The sequence below is a fragment of the Streptomyces sp. NPDC048277 genome, assembly GCF_040652235.1.
Taxonomy (GTDB): domain Bacteria; phylum Actinomycetota; class Actinomycetes; order Streptomycetales; family Streptomycetaceae; genus Streptomyces.
In genome coordinates this window covers 51,220-72,742 of sequence record NZ_JBEZLQ010000010.1, presented here as the reverse complement: position 1 = coordinate 72,742, position 21,523 = coordinate 51,220, and the positions used below count along the sequence as shown (strand labels likewise).

Sequence of the window (21,523 nt, the reverse complement as noted above, 5' to 3'; positions counted from 1 at the left end):
CTACTCCTTGGTGGTTGTCAGCAGTCCGGGGGTGACCAGGTCCAGCAGCGCGTCGGCCGTGCGGTCCGGCGGCCAGCCGTGCCCGCTGCGCAGGTGCAGATAGGTACGGGTGATCACGTTGAACAGCAGTGTCGCGGTCTGTTCCTGGTCAAGGTCCGCGCGCAGGCTGCCGTCGGCCTGCCCGTCCTGCAGCAGGCGCCGGAAAGGGGTGACGTAGATGTCCCGTGTGCGGTGGCCGGTGCCGTCCTCGCCGTCGAGGTGGAAGACCGGGTCGGGCACGGTGGACAGCCCGGTCAGCAGCTGCAGGTGCTGCTCCACCACCGCGCACGCCGCGCGCATCGCCCGCCTCAGCCGCGCCGCGCCGCTGCCGTCGGCGGTCAGGGCCGGCCACAGTGCCGCCTGCCAGGCCTGCGCCGCTCCGACGACGATCGCGTCGAACAGCACGTCCTTGGTCACGCCCCGCCGGTACAGGGTCACCCGGGACACACCCGCGGCCTGGGCGACGCGTTCGAGGGTGAAGTCGTGCCAGCCGTGCTCGGCCAGCACCTGCGCGGCGGCCGCCAGAACCGTCGCGTCCAGTGCCGGACTGCTGGCAGCGGCCACCGGCCCTCCCTGATCCCTATTCGTATCGTCTGTGCAACACTAGTGTTGCACATCCTGTACATCACCGTTTCACAAGGGAGTGTCCATGGATGCCTGGCGACGGGGCGGGGCGGCGGCGCTGGCCGGCCTGGGGACGGCGGAGGTGCTGGCGGCGGCACTGGGGAGCCCGTCCCTGGTCGACACCGCGGGCAAGCTGATCGTGGACACGACGCCGATGCCGGTGGTCGAGCAGATCGTCAAGTACCTCCGCGAAGCGGACAAGGCGGCCACTCGGGCGGCAATCGTAGGCGTCGTCACGGCGGCCGGGGTGGCTCTCGGGCGGATCGGCAGCCCCCGGGCCCGCGGCCTGGCCGTCGGCGCGATGGCGGCGGCCGGGGCCGGACTCGTCCTGCGGCGGCCGGCCGGCGACAGGGCCGCGGCAGCCGTGCTCGGAGCCGCCACGGCCGGAGCGGCCGTCACGACCGGGGCGCTGGCGGCTCCCGCCCGCCGCGCCCCGGCTCTCGCGCTGACGGGCGCGGCGGCACTGACGGTCTCCCTCGGCCTACGCGCGCGGAGCGTCCGCCTGCATGCCACCGCGCAGGCCCCCCGCCTGCCGAAGGCGGCCTCCCCGCTGCCGCCCGCCCGCGACGGCGCGGAGAGCTGGAGCGGGGTCAGCCCGCTGTTCACCCCGGTGGAGGACTTCTACGTCACCGACGTCACGATGCGCCCACCGCTGATCGCGGCCGACTCCTGGGAACTGAACGTGACCGGTGCGTGCGCCGCGCCGTACCACCTGTCCTACGCGCAGCTTCTCGCCCATGGCCTGGTGGAGTTCGACGCGGTGCTCTCCTGCGTCCACAACCGCCTGGGATGGGACCGGCTCGGCAACCAGCGCTGGACCGGCGTTCCGCTACGCGACCTGCTGGCGAAGGCCGACCCGTGGCCCGGCGCCCGGTACCTGGTGACCCACGCGGTCGACGGCTGGGAGTGCAGCCTCCCGCTGGAGCTGCTGGACCGCGCCGACGCCTACGTCGTCGTGGGCATGGGCGGCCGACCGCTCACGGCCGCGCACGGTTTTCCCGCCCGGGTCTTCGTCCCGGGCATCTACGGGCAGTTCACCGGCGCCAAGTGGCTCACCGGACTGCGCCTGACCGAGCACCCCAACCCCGACTACTGGCCGCCCCGCGGCTGGCCCCGCGAACCGGTGCACGTCCGCCCCCTCGCCCGCATCGACAGCCCCGCACCGGGACGCACCACCGGCTCCATGGTCACCTGCGCAGGCGTGGCCTGGGCACCCCCGCACGGCGTCGAGACGGTCGAAGTACGCGTCGACGGCGGCCCCTGGTCACCGGCCGAACTCGCCGCCGAACTCGCCCCGGCCGCATGGCGCCGCTGGCGGCTCCCGGTGCCCCTCATGCCCGGCGCCCACACCGTCCAGGCCCGCTGCAGCAGCCGTGACGGGACCCGGCAGAGCCCCGTCCCTCGCGCCCCGTTTCCCACGGGCACCTCCGGCTACCACACCGTCACCGTGACCGCGGAGCCCTGACCTGGCACAACCCGCCCAAAGGGCAGGCCCGGCCCGCACGGGCGGGGCCGACCGGACCATCGGGCAGAGCCGCTACGGCCTGGTGACGAGGTGTGCGCGGGCGCCGCGCCGCACACCGGTCGGGAACGGCGCGGGACCCGGCGGGGTCAGGGCACGCACGCCATCGTCAGGGGCAGCAGCGGAGCCACGACCGTGGCCACGACGATGCCCAGCCATGCCACGCGGTGCGGCCGGGGCTGCGGCGCAAGGACGCGCCGCAGCCGGACGAGGACTCCCGATCCACCCGCTCCCAGAGCCGCCGCCGGCGCTCGGCCCGCCGCGACCTCGCACATCGCCGTCGCCAACGCCACCCTGGAGTGATGCCGAAGGGCGCGGTCGTCCGCGATCATCTCCAGCAGCAGGTTCGTCTGCTCCTTGGCGTGCCGGGCGAGCGGCAGACCGCGGAACGCGCGCGAGAACGCGTCCACCAGGATCTTCAACAGGTGATGCCTGCCCGCGATGTGAGCGCGCTCGTGGTCCAGCACGGCACGCAGTTGCTCCTCGGTGAGGATGTCCAGCGCGCCGCTGGTGACGACCACGCGGGCGCGGCGTCCGCCCAGGCAGTACACGGCGGGAATGCCGTAGCGGACGATCGTGGCGCCGTACTCGGGCGCGGGTTCGCCGACGAGTGTGAGCATGTCCAGCTGCCGGTTGCGGGCGCGTCGCGCCCGCCAGGCGCACTGGACCAGCCATCCGGCCGGCAGCAGGACGACCACGACGGGTGCCGCGATCGCCAGAGCGTCGTCGAGGGTGGGGGGCGCGTCGCCCGCCGAAGAGGCGTCCGCGGACAGTCCGCACGCGGTGAGCAGCCCGATCACTCCGTCGTGCACATGCTGTTCGGCCGTCACCACGTGGTACACCGAGAGGGCGGTGGCGACCACGAACGTGGCCATGAGGCCCTGCCACGCCAGGACCGCGGCAGCCGGCGCCCGGTGCGCCCACGGGGCCCTGGCCAGCAGGGGCGGCGCCACGGCACCCACCAGGACCGCGTATCCGGCCAGCCCCGCGGCTGTGATCATGCGCCAACCGCCTCTTCACCGCTCGGAGCGCCGAGCGTAGCGCGTCCGCCTCCACCGTACTCGTCTGTTCCACGAAACCGGCCGGCGCGCCCGCCGGGTCCGGGCCGTCCGGCTCTCAGCCTGCGCCGCTCACCGGCCTCCCGCATCGACACCTCGGGCCAAGGGCGAGGGCATCGGCCTGTACCACCGCCCTCGCCGGGGTCTCAGTGGACGTGCGGGCCGCCGGTCGTCTGCGGCTTCCCGCGCGGTACGAGCGCCAGGGCGACCAGCGCGCTCGCCGCGGCCGCGACCGCGCCGAGCGTGAAGGCGTCCGTGAAACCACCGACCGCCCCGTGCTCGATGCCGGCCGCGGCGACCGTCGACATCACGGCCACGCCGATCGAACCGCCCACTTCGTGGAAGGTGTTGACGACACCCGAGGCCAATCCCGCCTCCTCGTGGGCGACCATGGCCAGTGCGGTGGTCGTGGCGGTGACGAAGACCGCGCCGAGACCGAGCGAGGCGATCGCCAGGCCGGGCAGCAGTCCGGCATACACGCTGTCGTCGGCCGACAGCCAGGTCAGCGGGACGCTGCCACCCGCCGCGATCACCATGCCGGCCACGGCGGTGGGACGGCTGCCGATCCGCCCGACCAGCCGGGATCCGAGGTGGGCGCCGATCCCGGTCGCCACGGCCACCGGCAGGAACACGAGCCCCGTCCGCAGCGGGCTGAAGCCGCGCAGCTGCTGCAGGTAGACCGAGCCGAGGAAGAAGAAGGCGATCAGCAGAGCGGTGGCGACAAGCATCAGGAACGCGCCCGCGACGACCGGGCGCCGGGTGAACATCCGCAGGTCCATCAGCGAGGCCCGGCTGGTGCGTTCCACGGCGGCGAACGCGCCGTACAGGACGAGGGCGCCGAGCAGCGGCAGGACGGCACCGGCGCTCCCCCAGCCCGTGTCCCCGGCTTTCACCAGGCCGTAGATCAGTGATCCGGTGCCTGTCGTGACCAGTGCGGCGCCGGGCAGGTCGAGCCGCGCTGGCCGGGGTGTACGGCGCGGCAGCAGCGCGGGCAGGGCCACGAGAGCCAGGGCGCCGACGGGGACGTTGATGTAGAAGACCCATTCCCAGCCGGGGCCGGCGGTCAGCGCACCGCCGAGGAGCACGCCGACCGCCGATCCGGTGCCGCCGATGGCGGCCCACACGCCGAGTGCCTTGTTCCGCTCCTCGCCGCGGAAGCTGGTGGTGACGATGGACAGTGCCGCCGGGGACAGCAGCGCGGCGCCGATGCCCTGGAAGACCCGTCCGGTCAGCAGCATGGGTGCGCCGGTGGCGAGTCCGGTGACCAGCGAGGCCCCGGTGAACACCGCGACCCCGGCCAGCAGGGTGCGGTGGGCGCCGATCGCGTCGGCGAGCCGACCGCCGAGCAGCATCAGGCCGCCGAAGCAGAGTGTGTAGGCGGTGACGACCCAGGTGAGCGTCTCCCGGCCGAGGTGGAGGTCGGCGGCCATGCCGGGCAGGGCGACGTTCACGACCGTGATGTCCAGGATGAGCATGAACTGGGCCAGGCACAGCAGCGTGAGCATCAGCCAGCGGCGCGGCACCGCCGGCGCATGTGACGCCGCCGCGTGCTCCGCATCGGCGGTGCGGCGAGGGTGACTCATGACGACTCCTCCATGAAGGAGGTACGCGCACGGGGCGTACCGGCGAGTTGAGAACGGTGAGCGCGAGGCGAGAAGGAGAGGGCGATGACGATGTCGAGGGCCGCGCAGCGAGGACCGGCGGAGCCTCACCGAGTGGCGCACCGGCGTGCTGCGGTGCGGCCCGTCGTACCGCCACAAGAATTGAACTGTACGGCACAGTTCACATGAACTCAACCGTTCAGTTCAGATGCGGGTACACTCCTGCCATGAGCCCCGAGAACGCCGCGCCACCCGCCAAACAGCCGCCCGCCGGGCCACGGGCCGAAGCCAAACGCCAAGCCATCGTGAAGGCGGCCCGCGAGCTGTTCCTCGGGCAGGGATTCGATGTCAGCGTCGAGGCCATCGCCGACGCAGCGGGCGTGTCCAAGGTGACCGTCTACAACCACTTCGGCACCAAGGCGGACCTGTTCACCGGCGTCATCAAGGACGCGCTGGACGCCCCGCTCGGCGGCACCCTCACCGAGGCGATCGACCGGATCGTCGGCGCCGAGGACCTCGGCGAAGCTCTCGTCGCCGCAGGCCGGGCCTGGGTCGAGGGCACCCGCAACAATCCGGACGTCCTCGCCCTGCGCAACCTCGTCGCCCGCGAGCTTCACCGGTTCCCGGAACTGGGCGAGGCATGGCACCACACCGGCCCCGACCGCCACCACCCCGCGGTCTCGGAAACACTCAGACAGCTCACCGAACAGGGACGCCTCGACATCCCGGACCTGGATGTCGCGGTCCTCCAGCTCTACTCGCTGCTGCCCTTCCCCCACCTGGTCTTCAGCTCGTACGGCACCGGCATCGACGACGACCTCACCGAACGCCTGCTCATCAGCGGCGTCGACATGTTCCTCGGGCGCTACGCACCGCACCCGGCCCGGCCGTAGCCGCGTGACGAGTCGGGCGCCGGCTCGTCATTCGTAGTGGCTGGTCGGACGGCACCGAGTTGGACCGGCTGCGTGCAGAGGGACTTCGGTCGCTGGGCGCGGGCACGCCGCCGGACGTCCTGGATGCCGGCCATCCGGAGCGTCATCACCAGTGGATGATCGCCTGGCTTCCCGATCCGCGCGATCAAGGCCTCCGGGTTGCTCGGTGCACGAAAGCGGGTGGCAGATTCGCCCACACCGTCTTCGAGCGTTCCAACCGGTCGAAACGGCAGGCCAGTTCGGCGGTGAAGTGACGGGCGGGCGGGGTCCAGGCCGCGTGCAGGTAGGCGAAGGTGGTGAACCGGCCACCGGGCGCGAGGACTTCGGTCACGGCATCCAGGATGTCCCCGCGCCGGTCCTGCGGCATGACCGTCCACGGCAGCCCGGAGACCACCGCGTCGACCGGTTCGCCGGCCACGACGGCCAGCTCGGCCGCCGAACCCTGCACCACGGTCAGCCGTGTGTCGCGCCGGGTGGCCGACAGCCGGGCGGCGAGCACCGGGTTGAGCTCGACGGCGACAAGCCGTGCGTCGGGTGCGAGCCGGGCGAGGATCGCGTCGGTGAACACCCCGGTCCCCGGGCCGAGTTCGGCAACGGTCCGGGCCCGCTCCAGGCCGATGCCCTCGGTCATCGCGTACGCCAGTCGTCGTGAACTGGGCGCCACGGCACCCGTCATGAGGGGCCGCCTGAGGAACTCGGTGGTGATCGACATGGTGGCCATGCTGGAAACGTCCCGGGTGGCCGCACGTCGTATCCCCGGCCGGTGTCCGTACGACTGCGGGAGGACCCCGTGACGCCCGCCAGGACGATGCCGGGGAGCGGGCCCCGGCCATAGCGTGAGGTGGTGCATCGGCTGATCGAGACCCTGCCCCGCCTGCGGCGCGGGCATCCGTGGGTGACGGACGTCCTACTGGTCGTGCTGGTTGCCGTGCCCCCGGTGATCCGCCCGCAGCCGGGCTGGCGGCCGGTCTGGATCCAGACGGTCGTGTACGCCGCCCTGGTGCTGCCCCTGCTGTGGCGGCGCCGCCGGCCGGTGCTCGTCGCGGCCCTGGTGGCGGCCGCGTTCTGGGCGCAGTTCCTCGGCCAGGTGTGGGGACAGGAACCGGGACGCGGCGCCGTCGCCCTGGCCGCGGTCCTGGCCACCCTCACCGTACGCGGCCTGCGCCGGGCCGCCGCGGCGACGGTGATCTGCGCCGCCGGCTGTGTGCTGCTGTGGATTCCCGCCTGGCAACGGGACTACGGGGGCCCGGGTGCCCGCGGTGCCTGGCTCACCCCGCTCGCGGTGGGGCTCCTGCTGGCCGGGGCCTGGGTGTTCGGCGAGTACGTCCGTGCCCGGCGCGCCTATGTCGCCGAGTTCGAGCGGCGGGCCGCGCTCGCCGAGTCGGAACGCCTCGCCCTGGCCCGGGTCGCCGTCGCCGAGGAGCGGGCTCGCATCGCCCGCGAGATCCACGACGTCCTCGCGCACAGCGTGAGCGTGATGGTGCTGAACGCCGAGGGCGGCAGGCTGATGCGGCACACCGACCCCACGGTCGTCGACCGCACTCTCGGCGTCATCAGCGCGACCGGCCGCGAAGCCCTGGACGAACTGCGCCGGCTGCTGGAGGTGCTGCGCACCCCCGACGCGGACGCCCCGGCGGACGGCCCCGGACCTGGTGACGGTGGGGCCGGCGAGTCCCTCTCGGCCGATCTGCGACGGCTGGTCGGGCGCCTCAACACGAACGGCACGCGCGCCCGGCTGGACCTGCGTGGAGAGCCGGGCGGCCTTCCGGCGGATCTCACCGTGCAGACGTACCGCATCGTGCAGGAGGCGCTCACCAACGTGGTCAAGCACGGGCCGCCGAACGCCACGATCCGCGTGCGGGTCGACACCGGTGCCGAGGGGCCCGGACGGCTGGTCCGCGTCCGGGTGGAGAACTCGGCCGGAGCGGGAGCGGGAGCCGTCCCGGAGCCCCCCGCCCGACTGCGCGCCCGCGGTCACGGACTCACCGGCATGCGCGAACGCACCGCCCTGTACGGCGGGAGCGTCGACGCCGGACCCACGCCCGACGGGGGCTACCGGGTCACGGCCTTCCTGCGCCCCACCGACCCCGAGCCCACCACGGCGACCCCATGACCGGCCCGATCCCCACCCCGTCCTCGTCGTCATCGTCGCGGGTGCTGATCTGCGACGACCAGGAACTGATCCGGATGGGACTGCGCATGGTCGTCGACAGCCAGCCCGACCTCACCGTGGTGGGCGAGGCCGCCGACGGCGACGCGGCGATCGCGGGTGTGGCCGCCCTGGAGCCGGACCTCGTCCTGATGGACGTACGCATGCCCGGCCTGGACGGGCTCGCCGCGACCGAACACCTCTGCGCGCAGCCCCATGCGCCCAGGATCCTCGTCGTCACCACCTTCGACCTCGACGAGTACGCCTACGCCGCCCTGCGCGCCGGCGCGAACGGCTTCCTCGTCAAGGACGCCCCCGCCGAGGAGATCCTGGTGACCGTACGGGCGGTGCTGAGGGGCGAGGTCATGGTGGCGCCCTCACTCACCCGGCGCCTGGTCGAACGCTTCGTCCTGCAATCCCCCGCATCCGTGCCCGCCCAGCGCAGCCGCCTGGCCGCGCTCACCGAGCGGGAACGGGAAGTCCTCGCCCTGGTCGCCCGGGGACTGGCCAACGGCGAGATCGCCGACCGCCTCTTCGTCGGGGAGACGACCGTCAAGACCCACCTCGGCCGCGTCCTGACCAAACTCGGCCTCCGCGACCGCATCCACGCAGTGATCTTCGCCTACGAGAGCGGGCTGATACGGGCCGGGGACTGAATCAAAAGGCCAGGACCATCCTGGTCGGCCCGTCGGCCCGTCGGCCCGTCGGCCCGTCGCTCCGAAACCGTCGGGTGGTACTGCTGGTCTCAGCCTCGCGTCTGGCGGCGTCGGGTTCCCGAAGAGGACCATGAAGATCCGAGCCCGGAGCCCCGACCTGGGCAGGGGCAGGGGCACGGCACACCGCGCGCTGCCCGGCTCGGGGACCGTCCACCCCCCTCCCCCGCCGGAGAGTCAATGGCTGACACAGCCGGTTTCAACGAACGCAATATCGAGGAGTTCCGCGCGCACCACGGGCAGTTGGGCGGAGGGTTCGCCGGGGCCCCGGCGCTGTTGCTGCACACCATAGGGGCGCGCTCAGGCGCGGCCCGGGTGAATCCGATGATGTACCTGGCCGATCAGGGCCGTTATCTGGTCTTCGCCTCCAAGGCGGGCTCCGACCGCAATCCGGACTGGTACCACAACCTCCTCGCGCATCCCGAGGTCCGGATCGAGGTGGGTGACGACGAAATCGCCGTACGGGCGGAGGAGTTGCGCGGCGCCGAGCGCGACACCGTGTTCGCGGAGCAGGCCCGCCGTTATCCGGGCTTCGCCGCTTACCAGCGCAGGACGCGACGAGTGATCCCCGTCGTCGCGCTCATTCCCACCGGCGAGGGCACAGCGCCCGCCGACCGCACAGGACGGACGTCGTCGTGAGCATGGCCTATCTCGCCCAGCCGGATCAGCAGCAGAAACTCGAATGGCTCGACGGCGGCCAGTTCGCCGTACTCCTGGACAGCGCGGCCACCGAGGGGCAGCTGACCGTCGGGCGGTTCAGCGTCGCCAAGGGCGAGGCGCCGCCGTACCACATGCACACCCGCGAGGACGAGATCTTCATGCTCATCAAGGGCACGGCCCTGCTGTGGTCGGACGACCGGGAGATGGAGCTGACGGAGGGCGGCATCGTCTACCTGCCCAGGAACGTCCCCCACGGCTACCGGATCACCTCCGACACCGCCGACCTGCTGATGATCTGCACCCCCGGCGGCATCGAGGGCATGTTCCGGCACGCCGGACGCGACCTGTCGACCCCCCGGCCCGAGGGGTTCGAGATATCCAAGGACCGGATGGCCGAGGCCGCCGACCTCTACGGCCAGATCATCCTCGGCCCGCCCCGCTGAACACCGACACAACCACCCTCCGGCTCCGCACCCCTTGTACGAAAGGCACCACCATGTCCGGGCAACAACGCCGCGCCCTCGACGAGATGCTCCGCCACGCACCGCTCGACGTCGGAGGCGACGTGGCCGAAGCGCGCGCCGTCTTCCACGAGATGATGACCTCGATACCGCTGCCTCCGGATGTCACGACCGCCCCCGGGCACCTCGGCGGCGTGCCCGTCGTCACCGTCGACACACCCGGCAGCGACCCGTCCCGCGTGCTGCTGTACCTCCACGGCGGGGCCTACGCCATCGGTTCCGCGGCCGACGCGGCGGGCCTGGCCGCGGACGTGTCCCGGCGCTGCGGTGCCCGTGCCGTCTGCGTCGACTACCGGCTGGCACCCGAGCACCCGTTCCCCGCGGCCGTCGAGGACGCGGTGGCCGCGTACCGCGCGCTGCTCGACCAGGCGATCCCCGCCGACCGGATCGCCTTCGTCGGCGAGTCCGCGGGCGGCGGCCTGACCGTCGCGACGCTGGTCGCGGCCAGGGAGGCGGGCCTGCCCCAGCCTGCGTCGGCCACGGTGTTCTCGCCCTGGGCCGACCTCACGGTGTCCGGCGCCAGCGCGACCGGCAAGGCCCACCTCGACCCCGCCCTCACCCCCGAGGCCCTGCGCACCCGCGCCCGCGACTACCTCGCTCGGACGCCCGGCACCGAACCGCTGGCCAGCCCCGTCCTCGCCGACCTCACGGGCCTGCCCCCGCTGCTCATCCAGGTGGGCTCGCACGAGATCCTGCTGGACGACGCCGTACGACTGGCAGCCCGCGCCGCCGACCACGACGTCCACGTCGAACTCCAGGTCTGGCCCCAAGTCCCCCACGTCTTCCAGGCGTTCGCCGCCCTGCTCGACGAAGCCGACGAGGCACTGGACTCCGCCGCCGCCTTCACCCGGACCCACTGGTCCCGTGCCGCGAAAGCCGCCGAAGGCACCGCATCCGACGCCACGCCGAACGCCACACCGGACGCCGCACTCCAGCCGTGACCGCCAGACCTCCCCGGCTTTACCCAGAAGTGAGAAAGGAGGTCCTGTCCGGGCAGGGAAATCGAACGATGATGATCGCATGGCATCGACGAACCACTTCGGCGTCGCTCTGCGAGGCTGGCGGGAGCGCCTTTCGCCGCTGGCGAGCGGACTGGAGACCGACGCCGCCCGGCGCATTCCCGGTCTGCGTCGCGAGGAACTGGCCCGGCTGGCCGGTCTGTCGGTCGACTACGTGGTGCGGCTCGAACAGGGCCGCGCCCGCAATCCCTCCGCCCAGGTCGTCACCGCCCTGGCCAGGGCCCTGCGGTTGGACACCGCCGAGCGCGACCACCTGTTCCGCTGCGCCAGTCTCGCGCCGCCCGCCGGCGGCGGTGTACCGCTGCACGTGCCGCCGAGGGTGCATCGGCTCGTCCGGCAGCTGAGCGATGCGCCGGTCGCGGTCTACGCCGCCGACTGGACGCTGGTCAGCTGGAACCGGATGTGGACCACCACCGTCGGCGACCCTCGTACCTACGGCTGGGACCAGGGCAATCTCGTCGCCGGGATGTTCCGTTCCAGCGGCGGTCACCGGGTCGATTCCATCGCCGCCTGGCCGATCCGCTCCTGGGCGGGCGACGAGGCCGAGGAGGAGTCCCTCGTCGCCGACCTGCGGGTCACGGCAGCGGCCTACCCCCACGACGCCCGTCTCACCGCGCTCGTCGACCGGCTGCTGCACACCAGCTCCCGCTTCGCCCGCCTGTGGTCCAACGGCACCGCGGGCCTCCACGGCGGCGACCGCAAGACCATCGAGCACCCCCTGGTCGGTGACCTGGCCCTCGACCTCGACGTCCTCATGGTCCCCGGCTCCGACCTCCGTATCGTCACCTACTCGGCCGACAGCGGAACCGACGACGCCGAGAAACTGGACAACCTGCGCGGCCTGTGACCCGGTGCGACGCCCGCCGGGACACCCGAGCGGGCCGGGAGAGGACGGCCGCGCCGTCCCGGCCCCTGTACGGCCCGCGAGCAGTGGATCCAGTCCGTTCAGGCGGAGTTGACGAACCAGCACCCAAAAAGGAACGTTTCCGCAGGCCAGAGACCTGCACTGGTGGGGCGGGTGGGACTCGAACCCACGGCCGACGGATTATGAGTCCTTCGACGATCTTGGCAGGCCTTGCCGATCATTGCTCATCTTGGCCGTTTTCCCAGGTCAGACGAAGTCTAGCGCCTCAGTCCTCCTCGGCCCCTGTCAGTCTTTTCCGATCCTTGTGTCCGACCTGCGTCCAGAACGCGTCCCGGAGGGACAGGTCCGGCTGGGTATCGAGACGATCGCCCAGTTCGGGAGCGTCTCTCCAGCTCACCCGCAGCGGATTCACCTTCAAACGCGCAGATGCTCTGTCTCGGACTCTGTCCTGGGTCGCAGGGCTCGATGCAAACGGTGCCGCCGTGCGCACAGTCGTTCACGCTGCTGCCCGCATCCAGCAAGACCTTGTCGAAGTTCCCGGCCTTCCCCATGTCCACCTCCACCCACTGGCCGGAGGACTGCCCGGCTCCCGTCGAGCATATGCGTGAGCACGTCGTCGGGCCGCGGGCTCGTGTTCGACGCCGTCGCGGTCCAGGCGAGGGCGGTGCGACGGCACCGGTGGGGCGCGGTTGCACGCTCATGCGGGTAGCCGCAGCGAGAACACCGTCCCCTCACCCGGGGTGCTGCGAACGGCCACGGTGCCGCCGTGCGCCTCGACGAGCCTGCGCACGATGGCCAGACCCAGGCCGCTGCTGCCGGTAAGGCGGTGGCGGGACTTGTCGGCTCGCCAGAAGCGGTCGAAGACGCGTGGCAGGTCCTCGGGTGGAATGCCGGCTCCGGTGTCGGCGACCTCGATCAGCACCCGGTCCACCTCCCGCCGTGCGGACAGGGTGACGCTGCCTCCGTGCGGGGTGTGCCGTACCGCGTTGGAGACCAGGTTGCCGACGATCTGCCGCAGCCGGACCGGGTCGGCGGTCAGTACGGGGTCGCCGGCCGTGCCGGAGGCGACGGTCACGCCCGCGTCGGCGGCACGGGCTCCGTACGCGGCGGCGGCGTGTTCGAGGAGGTCCCGCACGTAGAGGGGCTCGGGGTGGAGGGCCAGGGTGCCCGCGTCGGCCGCCGCCAGGTCCTGCAGGTCGTCGATGATGTGCTGGAGTTGCAGGGCCTCCTCCAGGAGGGAGGAGGTGAAGGCGGTGTCCGGCACGGCGATGCCGTCCTCGGCGGCCTCCAGCCAGCTGCGTATGTTGCCGAGCGGGGTGCGCAGTTCATGGGCGATGTCGCTGGTCATGGCCTTGCGCTGCTCCTCCAGACGCTCCCGGCGCTCGGAGAGGTCGTTGAAGGCCGCGGCCAGCCGGCCGATCTCGTCGTTGCCGGTGACGGGGACGCGCACCGGGCTGCTGCCCGCCGGGCGCAGGGCGGCCTCGGTCAGTGCCCGCAGCGGCCGTACGAGGCGGATGCCGGCCAGGACCGTGACCGACACGGTGACCAGCAGCACCAGCCCCGCGACACCGGCGATGCGCACGGTGTTGGCGGGCGACAGGTCGAAGACCGCGGTGCCCGTCCCCTGCGACGGTGAACCCACGTACAGCTGCGCCGCCGGGGCCACATACGGGGTGAGCTGCTCGCGGCGGGCGGAGTCCACGCAGGTCTGCGCCGTCGCGGAGCCGTTGGGCACCGTGAAGTCGAGGCCTATGGCGTCCTGCTTCAGGCCGTGGCGCCGTAGACAGTCCGCGGCCAGCGTCCGCAACCGGGTGAGCGCCTTCGTCTCGTCGGCGGTGGGCCGTTCCAGCCCCGCGGTGTCGCAGATCTGGGAGGCCTTGATCCTGACGTCGTAGTCGGTGTCGCCGACCACGACGTACGGGTGCCCGTTCGCCCAGCGCGCGATCCGTCCGGTGTACCCGCCGGACCGGAGACAGGACAGGACCTTGCCGGCGTAGGGGTCCAGGACGCGTCGTTCCGCCTCGGTCAGCCGGTAAGGGCCCAGGGCCCTGGGGTCGATCCCGCCGGCGGCTCCGCCGGTCACCACGGACGCGTCGACATGGAGCGGGTCGACCACGGCGGACGCCCGGTCGGGCAGTGCGGCCACGGGGCCGGTGCGGGCCAGTGCCCGGGTGCGTCCCCGGGCGGTGAGCGTGATCGTGCGGCCGGTGCGCCGCGCGAGGGCCCGTACGACCGGCTGTACGTCGTCCCACGTGGGGTGCGTGGCGGCGTACCCCACGAGGGTCGTGTAGATGACGGTGTCGTCCGCGAGGACCTGGCCCTGCTCCTTGCGGACCGCCTGCGCGGTCGTCCGGGCGGCCAGCCAGGCGGTGGCCGCGACCGAGCAGACCGCGATCAGCACGGAGGCGGCCAACAGCCGTATCAGAAGGCTGCGGTGGGCGAAGGGGCCGACGCACACCGCTCAGCCGCCGGTCAGCTTGTAGCCGATGCCGAACACGGTCATCAGGCGGACGGGCCGTCGTGGGTCGGGCTCGATCTTCTTGCGCAGGTTCAGCACATGGACATCCACGGTCCGTTCGGTGATGTACGGGCTGGACCCGTGGGTACGGGCCAGCAACTGACGGCGGGTGAAGACCCGGTCCGGCTGCTCCGCCATGGCCGCCAGGATCCCGAACTCCCCCGGGGTGCACTCCACTTCCCGGCCGCCGACCCGCACCTGATGGCGCGCCGGTTCCACGGTGAGGTCACCCACCCGCAGGACGAGGTCGTCCGCGCCGCCCGTGCGCCGGGCACGGCGCAGCAGCGTTCGGATCCGGGCCATCAGCTCGCGGGGGCTGTACGGCTTGGTCAGGTAGTCGTCGGCGCCGAGGTCAAGACCGAGCAGCAGGTCCTCCTCGGAGGAGCGGGCGGTCAGCATCAGCACCACCAGTTCCTCGGACTCCCGGCGCAGCACGCGGCACACGTCCAGGCCGTCCACGACGGGCATCATCACGTCGAGCTCCAGGAGGTCGGGCCGGAGTCGGCGGGCCTGGTCGATGGCCGCGCGCCCGTCGTGCACGACGACGGCGGTGTGGCCCTCGCGCTCCAGGTAGCGGCGGATCACCTCGGCCTGTTTGGTGTCGTCCTCGGCCACCAGGACATGTGCGCACATGCTTGTGGACCTTATGACCCGTCCGAGCCATTCGAACGGGATTCTGATGACGGTCTGACAGGATCTTCATACCTTTTGGCGACGGTACCGGGCATGCCGAACACCACCATCCGGTACGCGGCCGCCGCGACGGCCGCGCTCTCCCTCTCCCTGCTCACCGCCTGCGGCTCGGGCTCCGGCGGCGGCGTCAAGGACGAGGGCACAGGTCAGGTCGCCTCGCTCCAGAGCCCGTCGGCGAACGGCGGGAAGAACACGTCGTCGCCCAGCTCGGAGAACGGTGTCCAACTGCGGTTGGACATGACCGACGACGAGAAGACGGACGTGCTGGAGAGCTGGCAGCTCTGCCTGGTGCACCAGGGCCTGCCGAGCTACACCAAGCAGGACGGGAAGCGGAATCTCGTCCTCACGCAGGCCCCCCGTAGCAAGTACCCCAAGGAGTACAAGGCGTGTGAGTCGAAGCAGCCCATTCAGCCACCGGAGATGGACCCGCAGAAGAACCCGCACTACATGGACGACTACCGGACCTGGATCAAGTGCATGAACGACAAGGGGTTCGCGGTCGAGGCGCTTCCCGACGGCGACGGCTGGACCTACGCCTCCCACCCCGGCCGGGTCGACCCGAACAGCGCGAAGGCCAACCAGATCGAGTTCGACTGCAAGGTGGAGGCCTTCGGTGGCGGAAAGTGACACCGACGGCGCCGCTGTCGCTCCGCGCCGCCGCGCACGCCGCCGGACGGCCGCCGTGGCCGCGGTCGTCGTGGCAGCGGCCGCCGCGACGGGTGGCGCGGTGATCGGCTGGCAGAGCCACGGCTCGCCGTCCGCCCGCACCGCCACGGACTCCGCCCGGGTCGCGACGACGGCCGTGGTGCGGACCGACCTGTCCGACGCGCAGACGCTGGACGGCACGCTGGGTTACGGCCCGGCCCGCACCCTCAAGGGCACCGGGGACGGCACGGTCACCTGGCTGCCCGCCATGGGCGCCACGGTGACCCGGGGGCGGCAGCTCTACCGGGTGGACGACCAGCCCGTCGCGTTGTTCTACGGCGCCACCCCGCTGTTCCGCACGCTGGACACCCGGGGCACGGTCGGCACCGATGTGAAGGTCGTCGCCGACAACCTGGTACGGCTCGGCTACGACATCGGCGCCCAGCCGGCGCCGGGCAGCTGGGTGACCCCTCCGGTCTCCGGTGCCACACCGACCCCGACGCCGGACCCGAGCGGGAGCACGGACCCGTCCTCCGGCCCGTCGGCGACCGCTTCGACGACGGCGGCGCCGGTCCGGGTCAAGAGCGGCGACGGGACGCTCACCGCCTCGCTCGTCAGCGCGATCAAACGGTGGCAGACGCACGTCGGAATGGCCCCGACCGGCGTGGTGGGCCCCGGCGACGTCGTGGCCCTCTCCGGCAAGGTGCGGATCTCCGCCGTACAGGCGCAGCCGGGCGACCCGGCCGCCGAGCCGCTGCTTTCGGTCACCTCCACCGGCAGGAAGGTCACCGTGCAGCTCGATCCGACCGAGGTCGGGTCGATCCGGTCCGGGGACACGGTGTCCGTCGCCCTCCCGGACACCTCGACGGTGCGCGGCACCGTGACGGCTGTCGGCCGGATCGTCCAGGGCGGGACGGACAACGACAGCGGGGCCGGCACGGATCCCGCGCAGCTGACCGTGACCATCTCACTCGCCGAGACGGCCGCCGTGCGCCGGCTGGACTCCGCCCCCGTGCAGGTGACGTTCGCGGGGAGCGCGCGCAAGGGCGTCCTCGCCGTACCGGTGGGCGCGTTGCTCGCACTGCGCGAGGGCGGATACGCCGTGCAGCTTCCGGGCGGGCGGCTGATCGCGGTGAAGACCGGGCTGTTCGCCAAGGGCATGGTCGAGATCAGCGGCACCGGCCTCGGCGCGGGCCTGAAGGTGGTGACGACCTCGTGACACCCGTGCTCGCCGTGCGCGGCGCGACGATGGAGTACGCGGGCGGGGTGAAGGCGCTGGACGCCGTGTCGCTGACCGTGGAGCAGGGCGAACTGCTCGCCATCACCGGCCCCTCCGGCTCCGGCAAGTCCACGCTGCTCAACATCATGGGCACCCTGGACCGGCCGACCGGCGGCACCGTCGAGATCGACGGACAGGACGTCACCCTGCTGACCGACCGGGATCTGTCGGCCCTGCGGGGACGACGGCTCGGCTTCGTGTTCCAGCACTTCCACCTCACCGACGGGCTCTGCGCCTGGGAGAACGTCGCAACCGGCCTGCTCTACGCCGGAGTTCCGCGCCACCGACGCCGCCCACTGGCCCGCGCGGCCCTCGCCCGGGTCGGCCTGGCGCATCGTACGGGCCATCTGCCGCACCAGCTCTCCGGCGGCGAACGGCAGCGCGTCGCCATCGCCCGGGCCCTGGTGAACAATCCGTCACTGGTACTGGCCGACGAACCCACCGGTGCGCTCGACACCGCCAACGGCGCGGCGGTGCTGGATCTGCTCGCCGAGCTGAACGGCGAGGGGACCACGATCGCGCTCATCACACACGACCGGGACATCGCGGCCCGGCTGCCGCGCAGGGTGGAGATTCGCGACGGGCGCGTCCTGTCCGACACGTGCGACGCGGCGGCGAAGGCGGTGCGGACATGAGAACGCCCCCGCGGGCCGAGCCGCAGCACCCGCCCAAACCGGTCCGGCTGGCCCCGCTCGACCTGCTCGGTCTCGGCCTGCTGGGCATCCGTACGAGAAAGCTGCGCGCCGCTCTGTCCGCGCTGGGCATCTCCATCGGCATCGCCACGCTGGTCGTCGTGACCGGGATCCCGGCCTCCAGTCAGCGGGCGCTGATGGCGCAACTCACCGCGCTCGGCACCAACATGCTGCAGGTCCAGCCGGTCCCGGACCAGAAGCCGCCGGTGCTCATCCCCGAGACGGCCACGGACATGGTGGCACGCATCGGTCCCGTGACCGTGGCGAGCGCGGTCGCCAACACCCATGCGTCCGTGCACCGTTCGGACCGGGTGGACTCCGCCGACTACTCGGGGCTGCCCGTCCTCGCGGCCAGGAACAACCTGCTCAAGGCGGTCAACGGCACGGTGCAGTCCGGCCGTTTCCTCAGCGCCTCGACCGACCGTTTCCCCACCGCCGTCCTCGGCTCGGTGGCCGCGAGCCGGCTCGGTTTCATGAGGGTGACTCCGGGCGGCCCCGCATCGCAGATCTATGTCAACGGCCGCTGGTTCACCGTCATCGGCATCCTCGCCAAGACCCCCCTCTCCCCCGACCTCGACCGTGCGGTGCTGGTCGGCTGGCAGGCGGCACGCGAGCAGCTGAAGTTCGACGGGCACCCGACCGTCATCTACGTCAAGGCCCGCGAGGACTCCATCGAGGCCGTACGGGACGTGCTGCCCGCCACCGTCTACCCTCAGCTGCCCGGTCTGGTGCAGGTCAGCCGCCCGTCCGACGCGCTGGCCGCCAAGCGGGCCACCCAGACCACGCTCTCGGTGCTCTTCCTCGGCCTCGCCGGTGTGGCCCTGCTGGTCGGCGGGATCGGAGTCGCCAACACGATGGTGGTGTCCGTGCTGGAACGCCGTCGCGAGATCGGGCTGCGGCGGGCGCTGGGGGCCAGCCGGGGCCAGATCCGGGGGCAGTTCCTCACCGAGTCGGTTGTCCTGTCCGCGCTCGGCGGACTGGCCGGAACGGTGATGGGGATCCTGGCCACGGCCGGCTACGCGGTGTGGCAGGGCTGGCCGGTAGTCGTCCCGTCGGCCGCCGCGATGGGCGGCTTCGGGGGAGCGGTGCTGGTGGGGATGGTCGCGGGCGTCTACCCGTCGGTGCGGGCGGCCCGCCTGACGCCGACGGAGGCGCTGGCGTCGGGGTGAGGTGCGGGACCACCCGAGATATAAAAGATCTTGTATCTTGATACACTTCGCCTGATACATTCAAGTGGAGGAGGCCACCATGAGTCGGACCGTCATCGATCTCGACGACGAGGCGCTGGAAGAAGCAGCCAGAGAACTCGGCACCTCTACCAAACGCGACACCATCAACACGGCACTGCGGGAGGTCACGGCCCGCTACCGGCGCCTGCGGGCACTCGACGAAGCTCGCGAACTGGTGGCCGAAGGCGCTCTGGACATCGACCTGCTGATGGACAAGCGCGCATACCGCCCCACGAGCGCGGGCGCGGCACGCGATGACCGTGGCGCCGGAGCGGACGCGTGACCGTCGCCGACTACCTCATCGACACCTCCGCCCTCGCCCGCGTCCTGCTCCGCCAGAACACGGCCGAATGGGACGACAGGATCGCCGCCGGCCTCGTCGCCATCTGCGACCTCACCGAACTGGAAGTCCTCCACTCGGCCCGCTCGGCCACGGACCGCGCCCGCCTGAAGTCGGCACTCGACGCCCACTACGCCTGGTGTCCCATGCCCGACGGTGTCTACCGCCGCTCCCGCGTCATCCAGGAACAGTTGACCGCCAAGGGAGAACACCGCAGCGCGGGCCCCGTGGACCTCCTGGTGGCCGCAGCCGCGGAAGAAGCGGGACTCACCCTGCTCCACTACGACCGCGACTTCGAAACCATCGCCCGCACCACAGGACAGCCGGTCCGCACGATCGACCTCAGGCAGTAGAGCCCGCGCGGTGCCGACGGCCACCGAGCTTCCGACCGACCCGGCCGCCTGGCGGTTGAACTCACGAGCAGCGGATTCAGCCCCGCAGCCCAAAGCCCTGAATCCGCACCCCTGATGAGACGTTTCCGCAGGTCAGGTGCCTGCTTGGTGGGGCGGGTGGGACTCGAACCCACGGCCGACGGATTATGAGTCCTTTGAGGATCTTGGCGGCCCTTGTCGATCAATGCTCATCTTGGCCGTTTTACCAGGTCAGACGCGGTTTGGCACCTCAGTCCTTCTCAGCCCTTGTCAGTCTTTTCCGATCCTTGTGTCCAACCTGCGTCCGGAACGCGTCGCGGATGAACAAGCCCGGCCGGCCTAGGGGCCGTCTCCCTCAACTGGGAGACGGGCTCCGAAACGGTGCACAGCGGATTCCCCTTCCGGATGTACAGAGGCTCCGCCACTACAACTCTCACACTCCCGGCCGCCGCACCGGCACCGGCGGCGACGTCGGGACCGGCCCCGACGGAGTGAGCGTGACATCCGCGAGATCGATATCGCCCCCCCGCGATGACTTTGCCGAACAGCCACACCAGCCGCGTCGCCCGCGCCACCCCCAGAGCAATGGCCACCTCGGCCAACCAGTGTGTCCCGCCTGGGTCCCGCTGCGTCGTATCGAGGATGATGGCCAGCAGGCACAGCCCTGAGATCACCAGCGTCGCGCTGAGGATGCTCATCCAGTTCCGGCGGAACTGCGGCCCCTGCACAGGATGCGTGCGCAGTGTGCGCATACGTTGCCCTGTGGATGTGGCGTACAGGGTGACGGCCGCGGTGATGAAGCTGCCGACGACGGCGGCGACGGTCGCCGTCGCGGTGTAGGCAGCGATCCTCTGTTCCCTACCAGGCCAGGCCAGCACATCCCCGCCACCTACGATCTGCACAGCCGCCGCATGCACCCCGGTGATCGTCAGCGCGAGGATCCAGTCCACCGCCGGCCGCCCCACCCATCGCCGCCACAGCCAATCCAGCATGTCGGCCCCCAACTCCTTTGCTGCTGCTCAGATTAACGGCCGGTGCGGACAGGCTTCCTGGAGCGCACCTTCATGCGTGCGGGCCGCGGCAAAGATCGCATCGACGGCGTAGTGCAGATCGACCGATCGGCCGTCGGTGAACGCGATCGGCACTTCGCACTGCGCTGTGATGCGGTGTGCCAGGAAGTCGAGCGGCTCGTACTCCAGGGACTGTCGTTGTGGGTCCCGCATGGCGACCTGGCCGCTGACCGAGCGCACCACACCCGACTCGTCCATCCACTCATCGAGGTCGGGAATGAACTGCAGTACATCACTGCGCAGTTGGGTGGCGGCACGGTTCCTGCGGAGTTTGCTCAGCCGTCCTCCGCGCCTGGGAACCTTCAGCGAGAGAGTGATGGAGGTGTCGGGATGACGCTGTCCGAAGCTCCGCAACGAGTCCGCGAGGTCGCCTCGCGCGCTCAAGGCACTGACCGTGTCCGCCGGGGCGCCTTCGAGTTGCACGGTGAACTCCGACACCGCCTCGATACGGTTGAGTTTTTCACGGGCTCGGGCGTGAATGACCGGCTTGAGTACGACCTCGCCGCACGGGAGTCCGATCCCGTTCAGCCACTTGGTGATGGCGCTTACGCGCGGCGCGGAGAAACCGCCGGGCAGGGCGCCGATGATGTTTCCGTAGGGCAGGAAGCAGAGCGTGGTCACATGGACGACATCCGTGCCGGCCGCGAGCTGCAAGGCTTCAATGGTGCCGTTGCTGTGGTCGAGTTGGTGCGGTACCTCACCGGTGATCTTGGCGAGCTGGAGATGGTCGGCCTCGGTCGCCGTATCCACGATCCCGACCAGTTGGTCGTCCGCGCTGCGCACGATCCGCTCGTGCGGCTCCGAGACCGCGACACGGTCAAGGAAGTCCCGCCAGGGCTGCGGTTCCATGCGGGGCTGGCCGTCTTTAGCTTCGACGACCTCGAAGAAATACACGGTCCGTTGGCGTGCCGCCCCGACCATATCCGCCTCCCCGCCTGCGGTTCATTGAGTGACACATGATCGTAGGCGGACGCACAATGACG

General features: G+C 71.5%; 22 protein-coding genes. 14 read left to right on the top strand and 8 right to left on the bottom strand.

Annotated features, from left to right (window positions below; genetic code table 11):
• Positions 1-603, bottom strand: coding sequence for a TetR/AcrR family transcriptional regulator (locus tag AB0D85_RS22305; RefSeq protein WP_362322727.1), 603 nt, complete (start codon positions 601-603; stop codon positions 1-3).
• Positions 604-688: 85 nt separating this feature from the next.
• Here AB0D85_RS22305 and AB0D85_RS22300 point away from each other — a divergent pair, with 85 nt between their 5' ends.
• Positions 689-2,128, top strand: coding sequence for a molybdopterin-dependent oxidoreductase (locus AB0D85_RS22300; protein ID WP_362322725.1), 1,440 nt, complete (start codon positions 689-691; stop codon positions 2,126-2,128).
• A 146-nt stretch (positions 2,129-2,274) separates the two neighbouring features.
• Here AB0D85_RS22300 and AB0D85_RS22295 read toward each other — a convergent pair whose 3' ends face one another.
• Entirely contained in the window at positions 2,275-3,186 is a 912-nt protein-coding gene (locus AB0D85_RS22295) for a M56 family metallopeptidase (protein ID WP_362322723.1), read from the bottom strand.
• 203 nt (positions 3,187-3,389) lie between these two features.
• Positions 3,390-4,826, bottom strand: coding sequence for an MFS transporter (locus tag AB0D85_RS22290; protein WP_362322721.1), 1,437 nt, complete (start codon positions 4,824-4,826; stop codon positions 3,390-3,392).
• A gap of 245 nt (positions 4,827-5,071) precedes the next feature.
• Here AB0D85_RS22290 and AB0D85_RS22285 point away from each other — a divergent pair, with 245 nt between their 5' ends.
• The gene (locus tag AB0D85_RS22285) at positions 5,072-5,737 is read left to right on the top strand and encodes a TetR/AcrR family transcriptional regulator (protein ID WP_362322719.1); all 666 of its coding nucleotides are present in this window, start codon (positions 5,072-5,074) and stop codon (positions 5,735-5,737) included.
• Between the two features lie 184 nt (positions 5,738-5,921).
• Here AB0D85_RS22285 and AB0D85_RS22280 read toward each other — a convergent pair whose 3' ends face one another.
• The gene (locus AB0D85_RS22280) at positions 5,922-6,488 is read right to left on the bottom strand and encodes a methyltransferase domain-containing protein (protein WP_362322717.1); all 567 of its coding nucleotides are present in this window, start codon (positions 6,486-6,488) and stop codon (positions 5,922-5,924) included.
• A 132-nt stretch (positions 6,489-6,620) separates the two neighbouring features.
• Between AB0D85_RS22280 and AB0D85_RS22275 the strand changes: the two genes are divergently transcribed.
• The 6 genes from AB0D85_RS22275 (at position 6,621) to AB0D85_RS22250 (ending at position 11,685) form a co-directional block, all read left to right on the top strand.
• Positions 6,621-7,889 (top strand): histidine kinase, encoded by a 1,269-nt coding sequence (locus AB0D85_RS22275; RefSeq protein ID WP_362322715.1) that lies wholly within the window; start codon positions 6,621-6,623, stop codon positions 7,887-7,889.
• Entirely contained in the window at positions 7,886-8,581 is a 696-nt protein-coding gene (locus AB0D85_RS22270) for a response regulator transcription factor (RefSeq protein ID WP_362322713.1), read from the top strand. The genes AB0D85_RS22275 and AB0D85_RS22270 overlap by 4 nt, the downstream gene beginning before the upstream one ends.
• 237 nt (positions 8,582-8,818) lie before the next feature.
• The gene (locus AB0D85_RS22265; RefSeq protein ID WP_362322711.1) at positions 8,819-9,277 is read left to right on the top strand and encodes a nitroreductase family deazaflavin-dependent oxidoreductase; all 459 of its coding nucleotides are present in this window, start codon (positions 8,819-8,821) and stop codon (positions 9,275-9,277) included.
• Between the two features lie 2 nt (positions 9,278-9,279).
• The gene (locus AB0D85_RS22260) at positions 9,280-9,741 is read left to right on the top strand and encodes a cupin domain-containing protein (protein ID WP_362323284.1); all 462 of its coding nucleotides are present in this window, start codon (positions 9,280-9,282) and stop codon (positions 9,739-9,741) included.
• 53 nt (positions 9,742-9,794) lie between these two features.
• Positions 9,795-10,760 carry an alpha/beta hydrolase gene (locus AB0D85_RS22255; protein ID WP_362322709.1) on the top strand — a complete coding sequence of 322 codons (966 nt, stop codon included), beginning with the start codon at positions 9,795-9,797 and terminating at the stop codon, positions 10,758-10,760.
• A gap of 79 nt (positions 10,761-10,839) precedes the next feature.
• Complete coding sequence (locus AB0D85_RS22250) at positions 10,840-11,685, top strand: helix-turn-helix transcriptional regulator (RefSeq protein WP_362322707.1); 846 nt, start codon at positions 10,840-10,842, stop codon at positions 11,683-11,685.
• 715 nt (positions 11,686-12,400) lie between these two features.
• On the opposite strand, the gene AB0D85_RS22245 is transcribed toward AB0D85_RS22250, so the two are convergent.
• A complete protein-coding gene (locus tag AB0D85_RS22245; protein WP_362322705.1) occupies positions 12,401-14,116 on the bottom strand; it encodes a HAMP domain-containing sensor histidine kinase in 1,716 nt (571 codons plus the stop codon).
• A 48-nt stretch (positions 14,117-14,164) separates the two neighbouring features.
• Positions 14,165-14,854, bottom strand: coding sequence for a response regulator transcription factor (locus AB0D85_RS22240; RefSeq protein ID WP_362322703.1), 690 nt, complete (start codon positions 14,852-14,854; stop codon positions 14,165-14,167).
• 93 nt (positions 14,855-14,947) lie between these two features.
• Here AB0D85_RS22240 and AB0D85_RS22235 point away from each other — a divergent pair, with 93 nt between their 5' ends.
• The 6 genes from AB0D85_RS22235 (at position 14,948) to AB0D85_RS22210 (ending at position 19,452) form a co-directional block, all read left to right on the top strand.
• A complete protein-coding gene (locus AB0D85_RS22235) occupies positions 14,948-15,541 on the top strand; it encodes a hypothetical protein (protein ID WP_362322701.1) in 594 nt (197 codons plus the stop codon).
• The gene (locus tag AB0D85_RS22230; protein WP_362322699.1) at positions 15,528-16,778 is read left to right on the top strand and encodes a hypothetical protein; all 1,251 of its coding nucleotides are present in this window, start codon (positions 15,528-15,530) and stop codon (positions 16,776-16,778) included. The genes AB0D85_RS22235 and AB0D85_RS22230 overlap by 14 nt, the downstream gene beginning before the upstream one ends.
• Positions 16,775-17,473, top strand: a complete 699-nt coding sequence (locus tag AB0D85_RS22225) for an ABC transporter ATP-binding protein (protein ID WP_362322697.1) — start codon at positions 16,775-16,777, stop codon at positions 17,471-17,473. Before AB0D85_RS22230 ends, AB0D85_RS22225 begins: the two co-directional genes overlap by 4 nt.
• Entirely contained in the window at positions 17,470-18,699 is a 1,230-nt protein-coding gene (locus AB0D85_RS22220; protein ID WP_362322695.1) for an ABC transporter permease, read from the top strand. The genes AB0D85_RS22225 and AB0D85_RS22220 overlap by 4 nt, the downstream gene beginning before the upstream one ends.
• A gap of 79 nt (positions 18,700-18,778) precedes the next feature.
• A complete protein-coding gene (locus tag AB0D85_RS22215) occupies positions 18,779-19,042 on the top strand; it encodes a type II toxin-antitoxin system VapB family antitoxin (protein WP_362322693.1) in 264 nt (87 codons plus the stop codon).
• Positions 19,039-19,452, top strand: coding sequence for a PIN domain nuclease (locus AB0D85_RS22210; RefSeq protein ID WP_362322691.1), 414 nt, complete (start codon positions 19,039-19,041; stop codon positions 19,450-19,452). Before AB0D85_RS22215 ends, AB0D85_RS22210 begins: the two co-directional genes overlap by 4 nt.
• Before the next feature lie 278 nt (positions 19,453-19,730).
• On the opposite strand, the gene AB0D85_RS22205 is transcribed toward AB0D85_RS22210, so the two are convergent.
• Positions 19,731-20,462: a hypothetical protein gene (locus AB0D85_RS22205; RefSeq protein ID WP_362322690.1), complete on the bottom strand. Its 732-nt coding sequence runs from the start codon at positions 20,460-20,462 to the stop codon at positions 19,731-19,733.
• A 27-nt stretch (positions 20,463-20,489) separates the two neighbouring features.
• Positions 20,490-21,461, bottom strand: a complete 972-nt coding sequence (locus AB0D85_RS22200) for a hypothetical protein (RefSeq protein ID WP_362322688.1) — start codon at positions 21,459-21,461, stop codon at positions 20,490-20,492.
• Positions 21,462-21,523: the final 62 nt, after the last annotated feature.

Excerpts from the sequence above, each read along its gene's own strand:
- AB0D85_RS22270 (WP_362322713.1), top strand. The coding sequence starts at position 7,886 with ATGACCGGCCCGATCCCCACCCCGTCCTCGTCGTCATCGTCGCGGGTG.
- AB0D85_RS22290 (WP_362322721.1), bottom strand. The coding sequence starts at position 4,826 with ATGAGTCACCCTCGCCGCACCGCCGATGCGGAGCACGCGGCGGCGTCA.
- AB0D85_RS22295 (WP_362322723.1), bottom strand. The coding sequence starts at position 3,186 with ATGATCACAGCCGCGGGGCTGGCCGGATACGCGGTCCTGGTGGGTGCC.
- AB0D85_RS22265 (WP_362322711.1), top strand. The coding sequence starts at position 8,819 with ATGGCTGACACAGCCGGTTTCAACGAACGCAATATCGAGGAGTTCCGC.
- AB0D85_RS22300 (WP_362322725.1), top strand. The coding sequence starts at position 689 with ATGGATGCCTGGCGACGGGGCGGGGCGGCGGCGCTGGCCGGCCTGGGG.
- AB0D85_RS22250 (WP_362322707.1), top strand. The coding sequence starts at position 10,840 with ATGGCATCGACGAACCACTTCGGCGTCGCTCTGCGAGGCTGGCGGGAG.
- AB0D85_RS22205 (WP_362322690.1), bottom strand. The coding sequence starts at position 20,462 with ATGCTGGATTGGCTGTGGCGGCGATGGGTGGGGCGGCCGGCGGTGGAC.
- AB0D85_RS22280 (WP_362322717.1), bottom strand. The coding sequence starts at position 6,488 with ATGTCGATCACCACCGAGTTCCTCAGGCGGCCCCTCATGACGGGTGCC.
- AB0D85_RS22255 (WP_362322709.1), top strand. The coding sequence starts at position 9,795 with ATGTCCGGGCAACAACGCCGCGCCCTCGACGAGATGCTCCGCCACGCA.
- AB0D85_RS22215 (WP_362322693.1), top strand. The coding sequence starts at position 18,779 with ATGAGTCGGACCGTCATCGATCTCGACGACGAGGCGCTGGAAGAAGCA.
- AB0D85_RS22240 (WP_362322703.1), bottom strand. The coding sequence starts at position 14,854 with ATGTGCGCACATGTCCTGGTGGCCGAGGACGACACCAAACAGGCCGAG.
- AB0D85_RS22235 (WP_362322701.1), top strand. The coding sequence starts at position 14,948 with ATGCCGAACACCACCATCCGGTACGCGGCCGCCGCGACGGCCGCGCTC.
- AB0D85_RS22200 (WP_362322688.1), bottom strand. The coding sequence starts at position 21,461 with ATGGTCGGGGCGGCACGCCAACGGACCGTGTATTTCTTCGAGGTCGTC.
- AB0D85_RS22220 (WP_362322695.1), top strand. The coding sequence starts at position 17,470 with ATGAGAACGCCCCCGCGGGCCGAGCCGCAGCACCCGCCCAAACCGGTC.
- AB0D85_RS22285 (WP_362322719.1), top strand. The coding sequence starts at position 5,072 with ATGAGCCCCGAGAACGCCGCGCCACCCGCCAAACAGCCGCCCGCCGGG.
- AB0D85_RS22260 (WP_362323284.1), top strand. The coding sequence starts at position 9,280 with ATGGCCTATCTCGCCCAGCCGGATCAGCAGCAGAAACTCGAATGGCTC.